At 66.0% G+C, this 17,359-nt stretch carries 12 protein-coding genes and 1 riboswitch; of the genes, 5 read left to right on the forward strand and 7 right to left on the reverse strand.

All coding sequences use genetic code 11. The features are described from left to right. Positions 1-31: 31 nt before the first annotated feature. Positions 32-823: a SapC family protein gene (locus TQ38_RS02735; RefSeq protein WP_043976165.1), complete on the forward strand. Its 792-nt coding sequence runs from the start codon at positions 32-34 to the stop codon at positions 821-823. A 217-nt stretch (positions 824-1,040) separates the two neighbouring features. Continuing rightward, a complete protein-coding gene (locus tag TQ38_RS30795) occupies positions 1,041-1,427 on the forward strand; it encodes an OmpH family outer membrane protein (protein ID WP_240197932.1) in 387 nt (128 codons plus the stop codon). A gap of 83 nt (positions 1,428-1,510) precedes the next feature. Here the strand turns inward: TQ38_RS30795 and pnuC are convergent, their stop codons facing one another. The 6 genes from pnuC to TQ38_RS31375 all read right to left on the reverse strand — a co-directional run bounded on the left by pnuC (position 1,511) and on the right by TQ38_RS31375 (position 9,920). Next, entirely contained in the window at positions 1,511-2,080 is a 570-nt protein-coding gene (gene pnuC / locus TQ38_RS02745) for a nicotinamide riboside transporter PnuC (RefSeq protein WP_043980292.1), read from the reverse strand. Then, positions 2,080-3,240, reverse strand: coding sequence for a phosphotransferase enzyme family protein (locus TQ38_RS02750; RefSeq protein WP_043980294.1), 1,161 nt, complete (start codon positions 3,238-3,240; stop codon positions 2,080-2,082). Before TQ38_RS02750 ends, pnuC begins: the two co-directional genes overlap by 1 nt. Further along, on the reverse strand, positions 3,240-5,531 hold the full coding sequence (locus TQ38_RS02755) for a TonB-dependent receptor (protein WP_043980296.1): 2,292 nt from the start codon (positions 5,529-5,531) through the stop codon (positions 3,240-3,242). The genes TQ38_RS02750 and TQ38_RS02755 overlap by 1 nt, the downstream gene beginning before the upstream one ends. A 36-nt stretch (positions 5,532-5,567) precedes the next feature. Then, positions 5,568-5,677: riboswitch (TPP riboswitch) on the reverse strand. 91 nt (positions 5,678-5,768) lie between these two features. Beyond that, positions 5,769-6,776 (reverse strand): SDR family NAD(P)-dependent oxidoreductase, encoded by a 1,008-nt coding sequence (locus TQ38_RS02760; RefSeq protein ID WP_043980617.1) that lies wholly within the window; start codon positions 6,774-6,776, stop codon positions 5,769-5,771. An 88-nt stretch (positions 6,777-6,864) separates the two neighbouring features. After that, a complete protein-coding gene (locus TQ38_RS02765; RefSeq protein WP_043980298.1) occupies positions 6,865-7,794 on the reverse strand; it encodes an autotransporter domain-containing protein in 930 nt (309 codons plus the stop codon). 5 nt (positions 7,795-7,799) lie between these two features. Beyond that, on the reverse strand, positions 7,800-9,920 hold the full coding sequence (locus TQ38_RS31375) for an ATP-binding protein (protein ID WP_043980300.1): 2,121 nt from the start codon (positions 9,918-9,920) through the stop codon (positions 7,800-7,802). 692 nt (positions 9,921-10,612) lie between these two features. On the opposite strand from TQ38_RS31375, the gene TQ38_RS02775 reads away from it, so the two are divergent. The 3 genes from TQ38_RS02775 to TQ38_RS02785 all read left to right on the forward strand — a co-directional run bounded on the left by TQ38_RS02775 (position 10,613) and on the right by TQ38_RS02785 (position 15,668). Further along, positions 10,613-11,368, forward strand: a complete 756-nt coding sequence (locus TQ38_RS02775) for a response regulator (protein ID WP_082057985.1) — start codon at positions 10,613-10,615, stop codon at positions 11,366-11,368. Positions 11,369-11,469: 101 nt separating this feature from the next. Next, complete coding sequence (locus tag TQ38_RS02780) at positions 11,470-12,429, forward strand: intradiol ring-cleavage dioxygenase (protein WP_043980304.1); 960 nt, start codon at positions 11,470-11,472, stop codon at positions 12,427-12,429. Between the two features lie 83 nt (positions 12,430-12,512). Then, positions 12,513-15,668 (forward strand): autotransporter domain-containing protein, encoded by a 3,156-nt coding sequence (locus tag TQ38_RS02785; RefSeq protein ID WP_043980307.1) that lies wholly within the window; start codon positions 12,513-12,515, stop codon positions 15,666-15,668. Positions 15,669-15,753: 85 nt separating this feature from the next. On the opposite strand, the gene ahpF is transcribed toward TQ38_RS02785, so the two are convergent. Next, positions 15,754-17,355: an alkyl hydroperoxide reductase subunit F gene (gene ahpF, locus TQ38_RS02790; RefSeq protein ID WP_043980309.1), complete on the reverse strand. Its 1,602-nt coding sequence runs from the start codon at positions 17,353-17,355 to the stop codon at positions 15,754-15,756. Between the last annotated feature and the right edge of the window lie 4 nt (positions 17,356-17,359).

Raw genomic sequence — 17,359 nt, forward strand, 5'->3', positions numbered from 1 at the left:
TTTACCATACCCTTCTTCCAGGACGACAATCATGACGACACAAGTACCGCTGCCGATGTTCTACAAGGCGCCCGAACTCCTGTCTCTGGCGGCTCACGGCGACTGGCGGCTGCGCGGCGGCGACGTAGCCTTTGCAGCGCAGGCGGCTTTCGTGCCGATCGTAGCCAGCGAGATCGCGGCAGCCGCCTCGACCTATCCGGTGGTGTTTGCCAAAGATGACGCACAGCCCATCGTCGTCACCGGCATCGAGCAGGCGAACCTCTTCGTGGACGAGGGCCTCTGGGACGAGGACGCCTATGTCCCCGCCTATGTCCGCCGCTATCCGTTCGGGTTCATCGCTACCGTTAACCCGGAGGGCTATGCCCTTGCGATCGACACGTCTTCGCCGCGCTTCGGGCGTGAGGGCGAGGAAGGCACCGCCCTGTTCGAGAATGATGAGCCGACCGCATTCACGCGCCAAGCGCTGAACTTCTGCGAGGCTTTCCAGATGGACGCCTCCGCCACACGGGCCTTTACCGAAGCCCTGCGGGAACAGGATCTTCTGATCGACCAGCGCGCTGACGTGGTGCTTCCCGATGGTGCGCGCCGCGGGGTCGAGGGTTTCCAGATCGTGGATGCCGAGCGTTTCGCCAAGCTGGACGATGCCGTGGTGCTCGATTGGCACCGCAAGGGCTGGCTGGCCCTCGTCCATTTTCACCTCGGCTCGCTGCAGCGCTTCCAGGCGCTGCTGGTGCGCCGCGCCCGCCGACAGGAGGCCGCGCCGACAACGCCCGGGGATGCCCGCGTCGTCAGTGATGAACTGCTCGTTGCAGAGAAAGTCTGAGCCATGAAGATGACCATTCTTGCCGCCAGCGCTGCGCTTGGCCTCGTTTCCACCAGCGCCGCCGCGCAGGCGCCCGCCGCAGCCCAGCCGCTGGGCGGTCCGGTCATCCCGGGCATCTGCCTGCTTTCGCGTGAGGCGGTGTTCGCCAATGGGGCTATCGGGAAGGCGGCGACGGCGCGGCTTAAGGAACTGGCGCGCACCGCGCAGGCCGAGATCGATGTCGAGCGTAGTCCGTCCGTTGGAAGCGGAGGCCAAGGCTCTGCAGGGTCAGCCCGACAACGCGCAGAGCAAATCCCGCCGCGAAGCGCTTGCCGCGCGCTGGCAGGCGCTTCAGGTGAAAGTGCAGCACAACAACCGCGAGATCGAGGCGACCCGCGCCAAGGCGATGGAACGCATCGCCGCCGAGACCCAGCCTGTCGTGGCCCAGGTCTATAGCCAGAAGAAGTGCGGGCTGGTCCTTGATCGCGGTACGGTCCTTGGCGGCAACTTCGCCAACGACCTGACCGCTGAAGTGGTGCGCGGCGTGGATGCCAGGATCAAGACGATCACCTTCGAGCGTGAGCGCCTGCCCATTCAATTCCAGCCGGGCACCGCGCCGGGCTGACAGGTGGCCGAGTGAGGGGGCAGCCCGGGAAGGTTACCCCCCTTGCTCGATCCGGCATCACCGCTGCGGAAATGGCGTGTTCTCTAAACCGGAACGGACATAGCCGCCGCCTGCCGCCAACGCCTGTAGCCGATCACGGCAAGGGCGATCATCGCTGCGTAAAGGCCAGCGGTCAGCCACAGGCCCTTGAATACGAACATTCCCACATAGAGCACGTCCACCGCAATCCACAGCAACCAGCTGGCCGCCTGCCGCCGGGCGGTCCAGTATTGGGCGACCAGACTGAAACTGCTCAGCCCAGCATCCATCCATGGCAGCGCGGCGTCGGTATGGTGGCTGGTGAACCAGCCTATCGCGGCGGCGCCCAGCGCGCCTGCCGCCATGCCGGCGCCGGCCTGCCGGGGGCTGAGGGGCCTTACCGCGACGGTTCCGTCATCGCCCTTGCCTTTCGACCATGCCGCCCAGCCGTACAGGATCGCGACGCCGAACAGCGCTTGCAGGACCATGTCCGAATAGAGCCGCACGTCGAGGAACAGCTTGAAGTACAGTGCGCAGGCCAGCAGGCTGACCGGCCAGCACAGCAGCCGGCGTTTCGCGGTCAGCCAGATGCCGAGGAAGCTGATGGCGACGGCGATGATTTCCAGAAGCGACATCAGGCGTTCGGCTCCTTGTGTGCGTGCGCGCCGTTCCTGACTTGCGCCAGAAAGTCCTGTCCCGCAGGCGACAGGAACCAGTCGGCGTGACCGATGAGATAGCCTTGCCACGCCAGCGCCGCCTGATCGGGATCGGCCAGGATACCGGCGAAGTAATCGACTTCCGACAGGGCGAACTCGATATGAACCAGCGGCAGCAGGGCTATCGTGGTTGCCACGTCCTCGCGGCTCAGCGGCAGTACCGTGTGGTAACCGGCGAGCAGCGCCAGCGCGGCCTGCGCATCGGCAGGGGTGTGATCGGGTTCGAGCCAGGGAATGGCGGTCCGCTCGATGGCGGTGGCGAGGTCGTGTAGCGCGCAGGTCTGCGCTGCCAGGCCGAAGTCGAAGGTGGTGACCACGGTGCCCGCGTCTTCGCCCTCCTGCGACCACAGAAGGTTGGAGGGGTGCCAGTCGCCGTGCGTCCACAGCGTGGGCTGGCGGGCCAGTTGCGGGGAGAGGCCGGCGCCCAGCGCGGCGAACAGGCGCGCCAGTTCCTGGTGCCACGGCTCGCCCGCCAGAAAGGCCGCCAGCGCCGGACGGGCCGCGACATAAGCCTGCGCTGCCGCCAGTGGATCGGGCGCGGGCAGGATGGTGAAGCTGGCGACCAGCGGATGGTCCCCGCGCGGGCCTGCATCGAAACCGCGCGCGGCAAGATGCAGCCGTGCCAGCGCGGCGCCCCCTTCATGGGCGTGGCGGTGGGAAAGGAACGGCGTCCAGGATGGCCGGTCGCGGTAGAGGTCCAGCCCCGGCGCGCTGCGGTGCAGTTCGTATGTCCAGTCGCCGTTTTCCGTAGCGCCGCAGCATTCGTCCGTCAGCATGACCTCCGGCACCGAAAGTCCGGCGCTGCGCAGATGGGCCATGAAGGCATGTTCCGGCGCCAGCGCCGCCGCCGTTCGGACCTGCCGGTGATGGCGCTTGAGCAGGAAGGTGCCGCCTTCCGTCTCCACCAGCGCTGCAGCCGAGAACGGGCGCGGCGAATGCCAGCGCAGGGCGGTCATCGCCCCGGCTGCGGGAAAGCGCGCAAGGATCGCCTCGGCCTCGGCGGCGGTGATGGCGGGCCATGTCGGCGCCTCCAGCGCGGTGCCCATGCCATGTACGCGGTGATCCTGCGCGCTCACCATCAGAAGGCGCGCGAAAGCGTCGCCACGAACGCCCGGCCGCTGCCCACGTAGTACCCCGGAGCCGCACCGGCGATCACCGTACCGCCGCGCCCGACCGTATCGAGCGCATTGGTGGTGACCGTCTGCACGCCCGAAAGCACGCGCGGGTTGGTCACGTTGATCGCATTGAGCCGCAGGTCCATGCGCTGCGCATCGATCAGCCCGGCAAGGTGCACGCCGATCGACAGGTCGAGCGTGGCATAGCCCTTGATGCTCTCGTCGTTGGTGAACGTGGCGTATTGGCGGCCGACGTATTTCAGCGCGGTGCTGCCGAACAGCCGTCCATCGTCATACGTGCTGCCCATGCCGAACTGGAAGGTCGGGGCGGCGACCGCGTGCTTGCCCTTGGTCGGCAGCAAGTCGCCGCCGACGGCGAGGTCGTCGTTCAGCCGCGCGTGCAGATATTCGCCCGAAAGATAGACGCTGACGCCCTTCGCGGGCCGATAGTCGATCTCGCCGTCGAGGCCGTAGGAGGTCTGGCTGCCGGCATTGATCGTCGAATTGACCAGCGCGCCGCCGCTGTCGATCACCGTCGCCACCTGCCGGTTGCGGAAGTGGTAGTGGAAGGCGGTCAGCGAGAACGACAGGCTGGGGCCGATGTAGCGGTAGCCCAGTTCCTGCGAGACGGAATATTCGTTCTTGAGCGTGGTAGTGCCCCGGCTGACCACCTCGCCGCCGTAATAGCTGTCGTAAAGCGAGAACTCGTTGGGGGTGCGGAAACTGGTGGTGATGTTGGCGAACAGCTGCTGGCGCTCGTCCAGCTGGTAATGCACGGCGGCGCGGGGCAGGGCGGCAAAGCTGTCGGCGTCGATCTTCGACTGCGGGCCGGGCAGGTAATTGCGGCCATTGCGCAGCACGCTCACGCCCTTGAAGCCGATGTCCACGCCCAGGCGCGGCGTCAGCGTGATGCTGTCGGCCAGGAAGAAGGCCTTGGTCACGGTTTCCGTGCGCGCGTTTTCATAGGCGAGCAGGCGGCCATCGGCGGTCTTGATCGCCTTGCCCTGATAGCCCCACTCGTCGACCGGGCGGCCATCGGCGCCGATCGAGGTGTAGGACTGGGTCACGCGGTCGGTGCCGTAATCGAACCAGACCCCCGCCGTGATCCGGTGGGCGCCCGCCTGAAGGGTGAACTTGCTGACATCGCCCACGCGGCGCTGTTTGCCGGTATAGTTGCCCAGCACGGTTGCCACACCGTCCACGGCGCCGGGCAGCGCGACCGGCTGCGCCAGTTCCTCGGTGCCAAGGTAGTTGCCGGTGGTAGCCAACTGGGTGCCGTAGGGTGCGTTGCCGTGGCCGAACTGAAGGTAGGCGGAACTGTCGAATGTCAGCGTGTCGCTCAGCTTCAGGTGCAGCGGGGCGGCGAAATAGAGGCTGCGGAACGGGCTGCGGTACAAGCGCCAGTAATTGGTGTTGCCGGCGGTGTAGCGCTTGTCGAAGTTGAAGCCGCGCCCGCTGGCCTTCCATTCCGCCATGGTCGGGCTGGGATAAGTCGAGGTGCTGGCATCGTTGTAGGATGCCGAGATGCTGGCGCGGTTGCCATCGCCCCATTCGCGCAGCAGCTTGGCGTCGACGTGCTGGCGCTTGTCGAAGCCCGCGCCGCGCCAGTTGTCCGCCCGGTTGTTGGAATAGGACACGAAGGCCTTCAGCCCCGTGGCCCCGATCGTGCCGGTATCCAGCCGCGCGAAAATCCGCCGCTCGGCGTAGGAACCCACCGAGAGATTGACCAGCCCGCCCGTCTCCGGCCTGGGATCGTCCAGCGTCAGCGACAGCAGGCCGCCCGCTGCGGCGACTACCGGGGCGTCGATATCCGCGGTGCCCTGCGACAGCGTCACCTGCCGCACGTTCTCGGCATCGGCGAACTGCGAGGGATAGGCGACATAATAGCCGATGTCGTTCTGCGGCGCGCCTTCCATCACCACACCGATCTGGTCCTGCCCCAACCCGCGCAGGGTCAGGCTGGAATTGGCCGACAATCCGTAAGGATCGGTGGTGGAAACGTTGGCGCCGGGCAGCAGATTGACCAGCTGAAACGCATTCAGCGTCGGCGCCTGCTTGACGATGAAGTCAGACGAGATGGCGCTGACCGCCTTGGGCGCGGTTTGGTCGGGCAGCAGGCCTTCGGGGTCGGGATGGCCCAGGACCTGGATTTCCGCGCGTTCGGCGGCCTCATCGTCCGCCATGGCCACGGGGGCGAACAGCAGAGCCGGGAACGCCAGAGCGGCCCCGCCCAGAAACTTGAATTTACCAGCCATCTTCACGCGTCCACTCCATTCGGAAGGACAACGGGAAAAACTGCCGCTGGCCCTCCCTACGCCGGTATCAACCGGATCAGGTTCAGCGGGTCGTGGGCTGCTGCCCACCTCTCAGCCACACATAAGCGGCCCCCCGGGGATAGCCGCCGTCTAGGCCCGTTGATGCGCGGTGGGAAGAGGTAATGCGCGCAGGGGCGATATGTCGCCGGCAGCGGTGCCGGCAGGAGCTTTCGCCCCCTAAAGCCCGGTGTAGGCGCGGAACCAGTCTGCGAAGCGCGGTACGCCGATTTCGATCGGGGTGCTGGGCGCGTAGCCGGTGTCGCGGGTGAGGGCGGTGATGTCGGCGTATGTTGCGGGAACGTCGCCGGGCTGCATCGGCAGGAGATTGCGCTGTGCCTTGCGGCCAAGGGCATCCTCCAGCACTTCGATCAGGCGCAGCAGGTGTTCCGAACAGTTGTTGCCGATGTTGTAGAGCGCGTGCGGCTTGACGCTGCCGCCGGCCTTGGGCGCATCGTCGTCAGCCGGTGGGCGGTCCAGACAGGCGAGCACGCCGCCGACGATATCGTCGATATAGGTGAAGTCGCGGTGCATCTCGCCCTGGTTGTAGACGTCGATCGGGCGATCGGTGAGGATGCGCTCGGCGAACTTCCACATTGCCATGTCAGGGCGGCCCCAAGGGCCATAGACGGTGAAGAAGCGCAGGCCCGTCAGGGGCAGGCGGAACAGGTGGGCGTAAGTCTCGCTCATCAGTTCGTCCGCCTTCTTGGTGGCGGCGTAAAGCGATACCGGGTGGTCGGTGCGGTCCTCGACCGCGAAGGGCATCTTGGTGTTGCCGCCGTAGACCGAGCTGGAGCTGGCATAGACCATGTGCGCGACCTGCCGGGCGCGGGCCACCTCCAGCATGTTGACGTGACCGGCAAGGTTCGAGGCGACGTAGGCCTGCGGGTTCTCCAGCGAATAACGCACGCCGGCCTGAGCGCCCAGATGCACGATCCTGTCGAAGTGGTAAGGCGCCAGGGCGGCGGTCAGCGCCGCCATGTCGGAAAAATCGAGGGCATGGAATTGGAAGCGATCGGCGTGGCTGGCGGTCAGCCTGTCCAGCCGGGCCTGTTTGAGCGAGACGGCGTAATAATCGTTGAGGTTGTCGATGCCGACCACTGCCAGCCCGCGCGCCATCAGCGCTTCGGCCACGGCCGCGCCAATGAAACCGGCCGCGCCCGTTACCAGTACCGTTGTTTCCTTCATGTCGTTCGCCATGCCGCCTTCACATTTCATGCCCGTTACGGCTGCGGCCCTAACGCAAAAAGATGGATCAGATGATAACCGAACTTTTTTAGAACGACTTGCGCAAGGTTGCACCGGCAGAAGTGACGTTGCCCGCCTCCACCCCGAAGCTGCGGGTTGCGAACAGGTCGATGTAAAGGCCCCGGCCCAGCTTCATGCTGGCGGTGGCCCCGGCTTCGTACCAGCCGTCCGCGTAATGCTTGCTGTCGAGGATGAAGCGCTCGCTGCCGTCCTCGTTCGTCTCGCCCGAGGGATGCAGGCGCAGGGCCGAGATGCCGTTGCTGGTCCAGTTGCGCGAGAACGACAGGCCGGCGTAGTGGATGCCGCCAGGGCCAAAGGCATGGTCCACGCGCACGGCGGCGTTCGCGGACCAGGTGGGCTCCTTGGTCTCCAGATCGGTCAGGCCCGAACCGGTCGGAGCGGGGCGCAGCAGGCGGCCGTTGGCGAAGGAGGCGGCCACGGTGGGCGTCATGTAGAAATTCGACCCCAGCGGCACCACGCGGCCGAAATCGCCGCCGATCGCATAGTAGTCGCTGCCCTTCGCGCCCGTGCTCGTGCGGCTGCCTGCAGCGGTGCTGATCCGGCCATAGTCCTGCCGGCCGTAGCTGGCCCAGCCGTCCACGACCCAATTGTCGAAATTGCCGCCAGCGCCGATTGTGCCGACATAGTAATCCGAGGGCAGTGCGACATCGGCCTGCAGCAGGGTGCCGCTATAGCGCATCAGGCTGCCGCGCACATAACCGCGGCCGATGCGGCGGGTGAGGCTGAGCGATTGCCAACTGCCGTCCGGGCCATCGTCGCGGTTGCTGATGCCGGCGGATGCAGCCGCCGTCCACAATGGTTGGACCTCGATTGGCGAAGGTTGTTTGGCGGGCGGCGCCTCGTTTGCGGAGGCGGCTACCGTTTCGGCAGTGTCCTGCGCTCTTGCATGAGCAGGCGTCAGGGTGAGCAGGGCAAGGGCCCAGGCATGCTTCCTCATGCCTGTCAGGCAACCTTGCGCAAGGTCGGGTCGAACGCGGCGGGCACGGAGACGCGGGCGATGAAGCCCTCCTGCGCGTGGGCGAACGACACATCGCCGCCGTGAGCGCGGGCGATCGAGCGGCATACCGCAAGACCCAGCCCGCTGCCCTTGCGGCCCGATTTGCGCGCCTCGTCGGTGCGGTAGAACGGCTCGAAGGCGCGGTCGAACTCGTCCTCCGGGATGCCGGGGCCGGCGTCGACGATCTCGGCCACAGCCTCGCCGCCGGACAGCGAGACACGCACGCGGGCGGTGTCGCCGTACTTCACCGCGTTTTCGAGCAGGTTGCCGAGCAGGCGGCGGATGCCGACAGGATCGACGTCGACCGGGATGTTGGCATTACGCTCGATCTCGACCTTGCCGCCCACCATCTGCGCATCGGCGACGCTGCCGGCGATCAGTTCGGCGAAGTCCACGCGCTCGCGTGGGCCGGGGGTGGAGGCGTCGCGGATGAAGGCGATGACCTGGCTTATCATCGCTTCCATCTCGGTCACTTCGCGCAGCAGGCCCTCGCGCTGGTCGTCGGGTACGTCCTCGATGCGGAAGCGCAGGCGGGTAAGGGGAGTGCGCAGGTCATGGCTGATCGCACCGACCATCGCCGTGCGGTCGTCCACAAAGGCGCGCAGGCGGTTGCGCATCTGGTTGAAGGCATTGGCGGCGCGCCCGATCTCGGCCGGGCCGGAAAGCGGAAGGATGGTTGCGGAAGGATCGCGGCCAAGTTGCTCGGCGGCCGAGGCGAATTCGCGCAGGGGCAGGACGATGCGGCGCACGAACAGCCAGGCCAGCGGGCTGACGATCGCCAGCGATAGCGCGAACCACAACATCACGCGGCTTTGCCAGGCGTTGGGGAATGGCTCCGCGCGCGGGGCGACCGCGATCCAGGTGCCGTCGCTTTGACGGGCTGCGGCCACGAAATCCCCCTCGATGAACGGGGGCGATGCCATGTCGAACAGCGAATCGCGGGTTCTGCGGAACGGAATGGGCTGCGGCTTGGCGGTGACTTCGGCGGTGCGGACGGGCTCGGGAGCTACCATCCGCGCCGGTGCTGCAGGGGAGGAGGACGGGACGAGCGGCGCCGCGATCGTTTGCGGTATCGGCGTGCGGACTGCGCTGGAAGGCGTGCGTGCCGGTTCGGCAGCCTCGGACACACGGGGCGGGATGATCTGGGCAGGTGCGGTTATCACCGGCAGGGACGGCCCTGCGCTCATACCCGGCCCCATGGCGCCGCCGGGACCGATCATGCCGCGGTTCGCGCCGCCGATGCCGCCGAACTCGCCGCGCCCGCCGGCACCTGCGCCGCCGGGCTGGATGCCCGCGCCGCCGTTGCCGCCAGCGCCCCCAGGCCCGGTCTGGGCGGGAGTGCCCGTAGCTGGATTGCCAGCAACAGGGCCTCCGGCAGTGGGCGCTCCGGGATTACGCGGACCGCCGCCGGGCTGGCCGCTCGTGGGGCGGCCAATTCCGCCTTGGGGGAGCCCGGGGCGGGGTGCCGAAGATCCGGGGAAGCCGCCGCCGGGGCGGCCTCCGGGACCGTTCCCGCCGCCGGGGAACCCGCCGCCGCCGGGCATGCGCCCGCCCGGAAAGCCACCGGAAGGCATGCCGCCGGAGCCGGGGCTGGCGCCAACGGGCGGACCGCCGGGGATGGCCTGCGCATGTGCTTCCTCAACCAGCAGCGAGCCAAGCCCGCCGCTTCTTTTCCTGACATCCACCGCAAGTGGCGAGCGTGCTTCGCTCGGAACCGCGACCCCGCCCACGGGAAGCTGGGTATAGAAGGCAAGGACGACATCGCGCGAGGAACGGCCAAGCCGCTGCGCCAGTGCCTCACGCGAGGATTCGGAAACCAGCCAGCCTTGGCCGCGCACGTCGGGCGGGCCGCTCATCGCCTTGCGTTCGAGCCGCTCGGGCTGGGCGCCGCCGGTCAGTGCGGCGGCGACTTCGTCCATGTTCCAGCGGGCAGTGGGGCGCGGCGGCAGCAGTACGGTCAGAGCAAGCGTCACCGCCTGCGCGGCCAGCAGCACGCACACCAGGATGGCAACCATTTGCATGGCCAGCGGCATGCCGAGCCGGCGCGGAAGGCTGGGGACGTTCATGGATGCTGCTTTGCCACGACGCGGCGGCGAATTCGAGGAAGTTGATGGCGGCAAGGCGCGCCTCGAACGATATGCGGAGCAGGGACAGGAGAGAGGGACACGTCCCTCCTGTCCCTGCTCCGCGTTCCCTCCGGTGACCTTAAAGGCCGATGGAGGGAACGGTCACCTCGGACCGAGCCGGATGCGGGGCCGCCTGGGCCGGGCATCCGGGTGGAAACTCTTGCGCCGTGGTTGCCCCGGCCGGGCGCCAGATAACTCATACCTGTTTCAGTTTGTGGACTCTGCGCTTCGTCCGTCACCGAGCAACGGATAGAATCGCGCTCCGATGCGAAAGGTATTCCGGAACCGTCGCCGAGCAGGACGGGTGCGACTACAAAACCTGCTCGGACGACGATCCCGGCACCGCCGGGCATCCTGGCGGGGTTGCCCGGAGCGGTGGCCGTTGGCACGACCGGGTCCACCTTCACGAGAATGGGCGCGGGGGGCGCTTTCAAGCTCGTGAAGCCGGCTGCCCGATACGTGTCGTGGCTGGCTCGACTGTCCATGACCAGTTTTCTGGGAGGTCCAGGTTGCCGCCGGATTTCACCGTTTTGCAGGGACATTTCACCGGGTCTGCGGCCTGTGACGGCGGCTGAAATCCGCGCGGAACAGATACTATCCATGACGGGCGAATGATCCTAGAACCACGCATAATGGACCTTCAGACCCGCATTCTCATCGTCGACGACGACGAGGGCATCCGCTCGCTGATCGGCGAGTTTCTTGCCAAGCACGGCTACGAGACGGCAACCGCTGCCGACCCGCTGGAAATGCGCGCGATGCTGGCGGCAGAGAGTTTCGACCTCATTGTCCTCGATGTGATGATGCCGCGCGAGGACGGGCTCACGGCGCTACGGGCGCTGGGCCCGGATGCGCCGCCGGTCATCATGCTTTCGGCCGTGGGCAGCGATGTGGACCGGATCGTCGGCCTTGAAATGGGCGCAGACGACTATTTGGCCAAGCCCTGCAATCCGCGCGAATTGCTGGCGCGCATTCGCACCGTGCTGCGCCGCCGCGCCGTGGCCCCGCCTGCTGTCGGCGCGGAAACCCCGCGCCCTCGCGCCGCCGAAATCGATTCGGGGGACTGCCTGAATTTCGCGGGATGGCGGATGGACCTGGGTCTGCGCCTGCTGTTCGATCCCACCAATGCAGTAATTTCGCTTTCGGACGGCGAGTTTCGCCTGCTGCGCGCCTTCGCCCAGCATCCGCGCCGGGTACTGACCAGGGACCAGTTGCTGGACTGGTCGCGCGGCGAGGATTCGGACCATTACGACCGCGCCATCGACGTTCAGCTTTCGCGCCTGCGCCGCAAGCTGTCCGAAGGAGAAGGCGGCAGCGACATCATCCGTACCGTGCGCAATGAAGGCTATCTGTTCGTGCCATCCGTGGTCAACCCGGGCGAAAAGTAGCGCAAACGTGACGCAATTCTCCTGAAATCCGTCGGCAACTCCCGGCGCACAGTCCTTCGCAAGGCTCGGCCGGCAAAGGGGCCGGGCGCAAGGAGGACGAGATGGATAATCGGGAGCATGAAGAACAAGGCGCACCGCGCCACGGGCACGGCCTTGCCGAAGATCTGGCCGCAATAGGGCGCGAGATGTTCGCCCGGCGCCGGGCACTGGCGTTCCTGGCCGGCACGGGCGCCACGGCCGTACTGACAGCCTGCGGCGGAGACGACAGCGGTTCTTCGTCTTCCGGCTCGGCCACGGCGACGTCGTCATCCTCGACCACCAGTTCCAGTTCGACCTCCGGTTCGTCCTCGTCGACCTCGACCTCGTCGTCGACTTCCGGCGGCACTTCGGACGCCTCCTGTATTGCCGATCCCACCGAAACGAATGGGCCTTACCCTGCCGACGGCACCAATACCGCCAGCGGCGCTACCTCTAACGTGTTGACCCAGAGCGGCATCGTGCGTTCGGACATCCGCTCCAGCTTCATCGGCTCGACCACCACGGCAACCGGCGTTCCCCTCGAACTCGAACTGCAACTGGTCGATGTCAGCAACGGCTGCGCGGCGATTTCGGGCGCGGCGATCTACGTTTGGCACTGCGATGCCTATGGCCGCTACTCGCTCTATTCGAGCGGCGTGACGACAGAGAGCTATCTGCGCGGCGTGCAGGTGACCGATGCCGAGGGGAAGGTTACCTTCACCACGATCTATCCCGCCTGCTATTCGGGCCGCTGGCCGCACATCCACTTCGAGATTTTCACCGGAGGCCTGACCTCCGCCAGCACCGGACGCACCGCCGCGCTGATTTCGCAGCTGGCGATGCCGGCGGCTACCAACACCGCCGTTTTCACGGGCGATTCCACCTACACGGCCAGCATCGCCAACTACAACGCGATCTCGCTCTCGTCGGACAATGTCTTTGGCGACAATACCTCTGCGCAGCTGGCGCAGATGACACCCACGCTCAGCGGCAGCGTGTCGGCCGGATACACGGGCAGCGCCCTGATCGGCATCGCAACCTGAGCCCGGCTATCTGACCTGATCCTCAGGTTACCGCGCATTTCATCCAAAATTCTCCGCTACCAACCCTTCCGGGACGCAAAAACATGGCTTCGCTGCACACCACCTCCAGCCTGGGCGCGCTCGTGCTCGCTCTCGTTTCCGCGCCGGCGCTGGCCGATACCACGGTGTCAGGCGCTACGGTCGCCCCGCTCACGACGTCGAGCGCGGGCAATATCACGGTCAAGAGCGCCGGTTCCATCACGCTGGCGAGTGGCAGCGGGATAACCGTGGACAGCAACTCGACCGCGGCGATGAACGGGACGATTGAGATGGGCGGGGCAAGCAATAGCTCGGGCATCACCATCGCCTCGGGCACCACTTCTACCGTTACCGTAGGCGACGATGCGACGATCTCCGTCCTTGAGGATTACGTGCTCGACGATGACGATTCCGACGGCATCGTCACCACCGGCATCGCCTCGGCCAGCAAGCGCTACGGTATCTATTCCCCGGGCGACGCCTCCGGCACGATCCTCAACGACGGCGCCATATCGGTAGAGGGTCAGAACTCCGGCGGCATCGTCCTGGGCGGGAACTGGACGGGCGATGTCACCAATACCGGCTCGATCAGCGTCATTGGCGACAATTCGGTCGGCCTGTCGACGCAGGGCGTGGATGGCAACGTTACCGTCAACGGTACCGTTTCGGTTGTGGGCTATGGTTCGAGCGCAGTGGCCATCAATGGTGACCTTACCGGGGCGCTCACCATCCAGGGGACGGTGACGAAGGGCTATTCCTATACCAACGACGATGGCAATACGATGGTCCTGTCCCGCGCCGCGCTGCGCACGGGCACGGCAGCGGTCTCGGTCACCGGCAATGTTGCGGGCGGCATCTACATCGCCGCGCCGCCGGTCGACGACGATTCGGGCTCCGACGACATTGACGGGGACGGGGTGGACGACAGCGACGAGGGCACCGGCGTCATCACCGTCTACGGCAATGGCGCAGCGCTGCAGATCGGCGGGACCAGCGATATCACGATTGGTTCAGTGACCGCCAACGTGGGTACGTATTCGCTGGCGCTCGAAGGTTCGATTACCGCCAACTCCTATTACAGCAACACCGCGGCCTACGGCGTTGTCGTGGGCGGACAGGGCGGTAACGTGACGCTGACCGGCGGCATCGGCATTTCCGGCACGCTTTCGGCGATTTCCTACGACACCGCCGCCACAGCGCTGCTCATCAACCAGGGCAGCACGGTCACCAGCCTCTACAATAGCGGCACCATCAGCGCCTCGCTCACCTCCGCCGGTGAGGGTACGACTGTGGGCATCCAGGACCTGTCCGGCAGCCTGACGTCGCTAGTCAACACCGGCTACATCAGCGCCAACGGCTCCAGCACCGACAGCCGTACCGCGATCGACCTTTCGGCAAACACCAGCGGCGTCACCATCACCCAGTACCTCAACGATGCCGATGCCGAGACCCGCGCTGAATATGTGGAGGACAACGACGAGGCGGACCCCACCGTCTACGCGCGGATCTACGGGGATATCCTGACGGGTTCGGGCAACGACACCATCGCCGCCTCGACCGGCCAGATCGTGGGCGACACCCGGTTCGGGGAGGGCGACGATACCCTGACACTGTCGGCCGATGCCGCCTATACCGGCGATGTCTACTTCGGCACCGGGACCGGCACGGCCAGCCTTTCGGGCACCTCCACGTTCGCGGGCATGATGGACTTCGCGGGCGAGGCGGGCACCGTGACGATTAACGATACCGCGACCTATTCCGGGCAGTTCGCCAATTCGGGCAATGTGGCGGTCACCGTGAACGGGGGTACGCTGATCCCCGACGAGGCGGTGACGGTCAACTTCGGCAGCCTCCATGTCGCCTCTGCCGGTACGATCGGCGTGTACGTCGACGGCGCGGAAAGCTCGACCATCGTCGTGGACAGCGCGGTGCTGGAAGACGGCGCCAGCGTTGTCGCGACGGTGAACAGCTTGGCGACGGCCGAGGGCACTTACACGGTGCTGTCATCGGACAACCTCACGATCGACGGCGCGCTCAACGCATCGGTCGATACGCCGTTTCTTTACAACGGCAGCGTCAGCAGCGACGACAGCAACGTATACCTCACGCTGGATCGCAAGACGGCCGGCGAACTGGGCCTGACCAAGTCGCAGGCAGCCGGCTGGGACGCAATTTATTCCACCGCGCAGAATGACGATTACATCACCGAAAGCCTGCTGCAGGTCGAGGATTCGGCGACCCTGCGCACCCAGACCGCCTCGCTCCTGCCCGATCATGCCGGCGGCGTGTTCAAGGCGGCGACAATGGGCGACCGTCTGGCCGCGCGCCACATCAGCGATGAAACCTCGATGTTCGAGATATCGGATGTGGGCGGCTGGCTCGAGCCGGTTTACTGGCGCGCCAGCAAGGAGGCCACCGGCACTGCCAGCTACAAGGCCAGCGGCTGGGGCATTTCGGCGGGCTTCGAACGGCACACCGATCTGGGCTATTTCGGCGTCTCTTATGCCTGGCTCAAGTCCAATGTGAAGGACAATGGAGGCACCGGCGACCTCGATATCGGCCAGCACGATTTCGGCGCATTCTGGCGCACGGCCAAAGGCCCGTTGATGGCGTGGGCGCGCGTGGGTGCCTCGCGCATCTCGATCGATTCGACCCGGACCTATACCGGCACCATCGACGATACCGACTTCACCTATGACGCTGATGGTAGCTGGAAGGGTTGGCTGTTCTCCGGCCTGCTGGGCGCGTCATACAAGTTCGACATGTCGCGCCGCTTCAGCCTGAAGCCGAAGGTGGAGCTGGAGCAGATGTGGCTGAAGGAAAGCGGCTACGATGAAACCGCCGACAGCGACGCCGTCGCGCTGTCGGTGGCCAGCCGTACCAGCAGGGCTTTGACCGCCACGCCCACGGTCACCGCCGCCTATTCGCTCGGCGCGATCTCGCCCGACTGGCGCCCGCTGACATTCTCGGTCGAGGCGGGCCGCCGCGAGGTGCTGTCCGGCAAGCTGGGCACCACCACCGCCTACTTCAACGGCGGTGACAGCTATGACGCGGGCGAGGCATTTTCGATCATGGGGGACAGTCTCAAGGGCGCCTGGGTGGGCGAGGCCAGCGTGCTGGCGGGCGGTTTTGACTTCACCTGGAAAATCGCGACACGGATGGAAAAGACCAGCACCAGCAGCGACAAGTCACTACGCGCATCGCTGAGCGTGGCCTTCTGACCCCATTCCTCCCCTGCTGGAGACAAAACGAAACGGGCGGAGATCTTTCGATCCCCGCCCGCCTCTCGTTGTACTGTAAAAACCCTCAGGCGGCCTGTTGGGCAGCCTGTGCGATTTCCTCGGGCGCCTCGTTGCGGATCAGGTAGTCGAATGCGGACAGTGCCGCTTTCGAACCTTCGCCCATGGCGATGATGATCTGCTTGTACGGCACCGTGGTCACGTCGCCTGCCGCGAAGATGCCGGGCAGGTTGGTGGCGGCCTTCTCGTCGATGACGATCTCGCCGCGCGGCGTCAGTTCCACGCCGCTGTCCTTCAGCCATTCGGTATTGGGCACCAGACCGATCTGGACGAACACGCCTTCCAGCTCGACCTTGTGTTCAACGCCCGTCTCGCGGTTCTTGTAGACCAGCGCATTGACCTTCTCGCCGTCGCCTTCGACCTCGGTGGTCTGGGCGGAGGTGAAGATATCGACGTTCTTCATCGAGGCCAGCTTGTCGACCAGAACCTGGTCGGCGCGCAGCTTGGCGTCGAATTCGATCAGCGTGACATGGCCGACGATGTTGGCCAGGTCGATCGCCGCCTCCACGCCGGAGTTGCCGCCGCCGATCACCGCTACGCGCTTGCCCTTGAACAGCGGGCCGTCGCAGTGAGGGCAATAGGCCACGCCCTTGTTCTTGTACTGCTCCTCGCCGGGAACACCCAGGTTGCGCCAGCGCGCACCGGTGGTCAGCACCAGGCTGCGGGCCTTCAGCGAAGCGCCGTTGGCGAACACCACTTCGTGATAGCCGCCCAATTCGGTGGCCGGGATCAGCTTCTCGGCGCGCTGGAGGTTCATTACGTCGATGTCGTATTCAGCGACGTGGGCTTCCAGCGCGGCGGCCAGCTTGGGGCCTTCGGTATAGGGAACCGAGATGAAATTCTCGATACCCATGGTGTCCTGCACCTGCCCGCCGAAGCGTTCGGCGGCTATGCCGGTCGAGAAGCCCTTGCGCGCGGTGTAGACCGATGCTGCGGCCCCGGCAGGTCCGCCGCCGACGATCAGAACCTCGAAAGGCTTCTTTTCTGCCAGCTTCGCAGCCGCCTTGGCGTCGGCGCCGGTGTCGAGCTTGGTGAGGATTTCCTCAACGCTCATCTTGCCCGAGCCCCACATCTTGCCGTTCAGGAAGACGGCGGGAACGGCCATGACGCCGCGCTCCTCGACTTCGGCCTGGAACGTGCCACCTTCGATCAGCGTCGCGTTGACGTGCGGGTTGTTCAGCGAGATCAGCGTCAGCGCCTGCACCACATCGGGGCAGTTGTGGCACGAGAGCGAGAAGTACATCTCGAAATCGGTGCTGCCTTCCAGCAGGCGGATCTGTTCCAGAACCTCGTCGGAAACCTTGGGCGGATGGCCGCCGGTCCACAGCAGAGCGAGGACCAGCGAGGTGAATTCATGGCCGAGCGGCAGGCCGGCGAAGCGCACCCAGGCGCTTGCGTCGGAGGCGCGGCGGATGATGAAGCTGGGACGGCGCGCATCATCGCCGTCGAAAGTGGCGGTGACCTTGTCCGAGAGCGAGGCGATGGTGGTCAGCAACTCGCGCGTTTCGGTGGACTTGCCGTCGTCGCCCAGTGAGGCGACCAGCTCGATCGGCTCGCGCAGCATGGCGAGGTATTGCGAGAGCTGTTGCTTCAGGGCGGGGTCGAGCATGGTC

It is taken from the genome of Novosphingobium sp. P6W (genome assembly GCF_000876675.2).
Lineage (GTDB): Bacteria > Pseudomonadota > Alphaproteobacteria > Sphingomonadales > Sphingomonadaceae > Novosphingobium.

Coding starts and splice junctions, on each gene's coding strand:
- TQ38_RS30795 (WP_240197932.1), top strand. CDS start 1,041: ATGTCGAGCGTAGTCCGTCCGTTGGAAGCGGAGGCCAAGGCTCTGCAG.
- TQ38_RS31375 (WP_043980300.1), bottom strand. CDS start 9,920: ATGAACGTCCCCAGCCTTCCGCGCCGGCTCGGCATGCCGCTGGCCATG.
- TQ38_RS02785 (WP_043980307.1), top strand. CDS start 12,513: ATGGCTTCGCTGCACACCACCTCCAGCCTGGGCGCGCTCGTGCTCGCT.
- TQ38_RS02750 (WP_043980294.1), bottom strand. CDS start 3,240: ATGGTGAGCGCGCAGGATCACCGCGTACATGGCATGGGCACCGCGCTG.
- TQ38_RS02760 (WP_043980617.1), bottom strand. CDS start 6,776: ATGAAGGAAACAACGGTACTGGTAACGGGCGCGGCCGGTTTCATTGGC.
- pnuC (WP_043980292.1), bottom strand. CDS start 2,080: ATGTCGCTTCTGGAAATCATCGCCGTCGCCATCAGCTTCCTCGGCATC.
- TQ38_RS02735 (WP_043976165.1), top strand. CDS start 32: ATGACGACACAAGTACCGCTGCCGATGTTCTACAAGGCGCCCGAACTC.
- TQ38_RS02780 (WP_043980304.1), top strand. CDS start 11,470: ATGGATAATCGGGAGCATGAAGAACAAGGCGCACCGCGCCACGGGCAC.
- TQ38_RS02765 (WP_043980298.1), bottom strand. CDS start 7,794: ATGAGGAAGCATGCCTGGGCCCTTGCCCTGCTCACCCTGACGCCTGCT.
- TQ38_RS02775 (WP_082057985.1), top strand. CDS start 10,613: ATGGACCTTCAGACCCGCATTCTCATCGTCGACGACGACGAGGGCATC.
- TQ38_RS02755 (WP_043980296.1), bottom strand. CDS start 5,531: ATGGCTGGTAAATTCAAGTTTCTGGGCGGGGCCGCTCTGGCGTTCCCG.
- ahpF (WP_043980309.1), bottom strand. CDS start 17,355: ATGCTCGACCCCGCCCTGAAGCAACAGCTCTCGCAATACCTCGCCATG.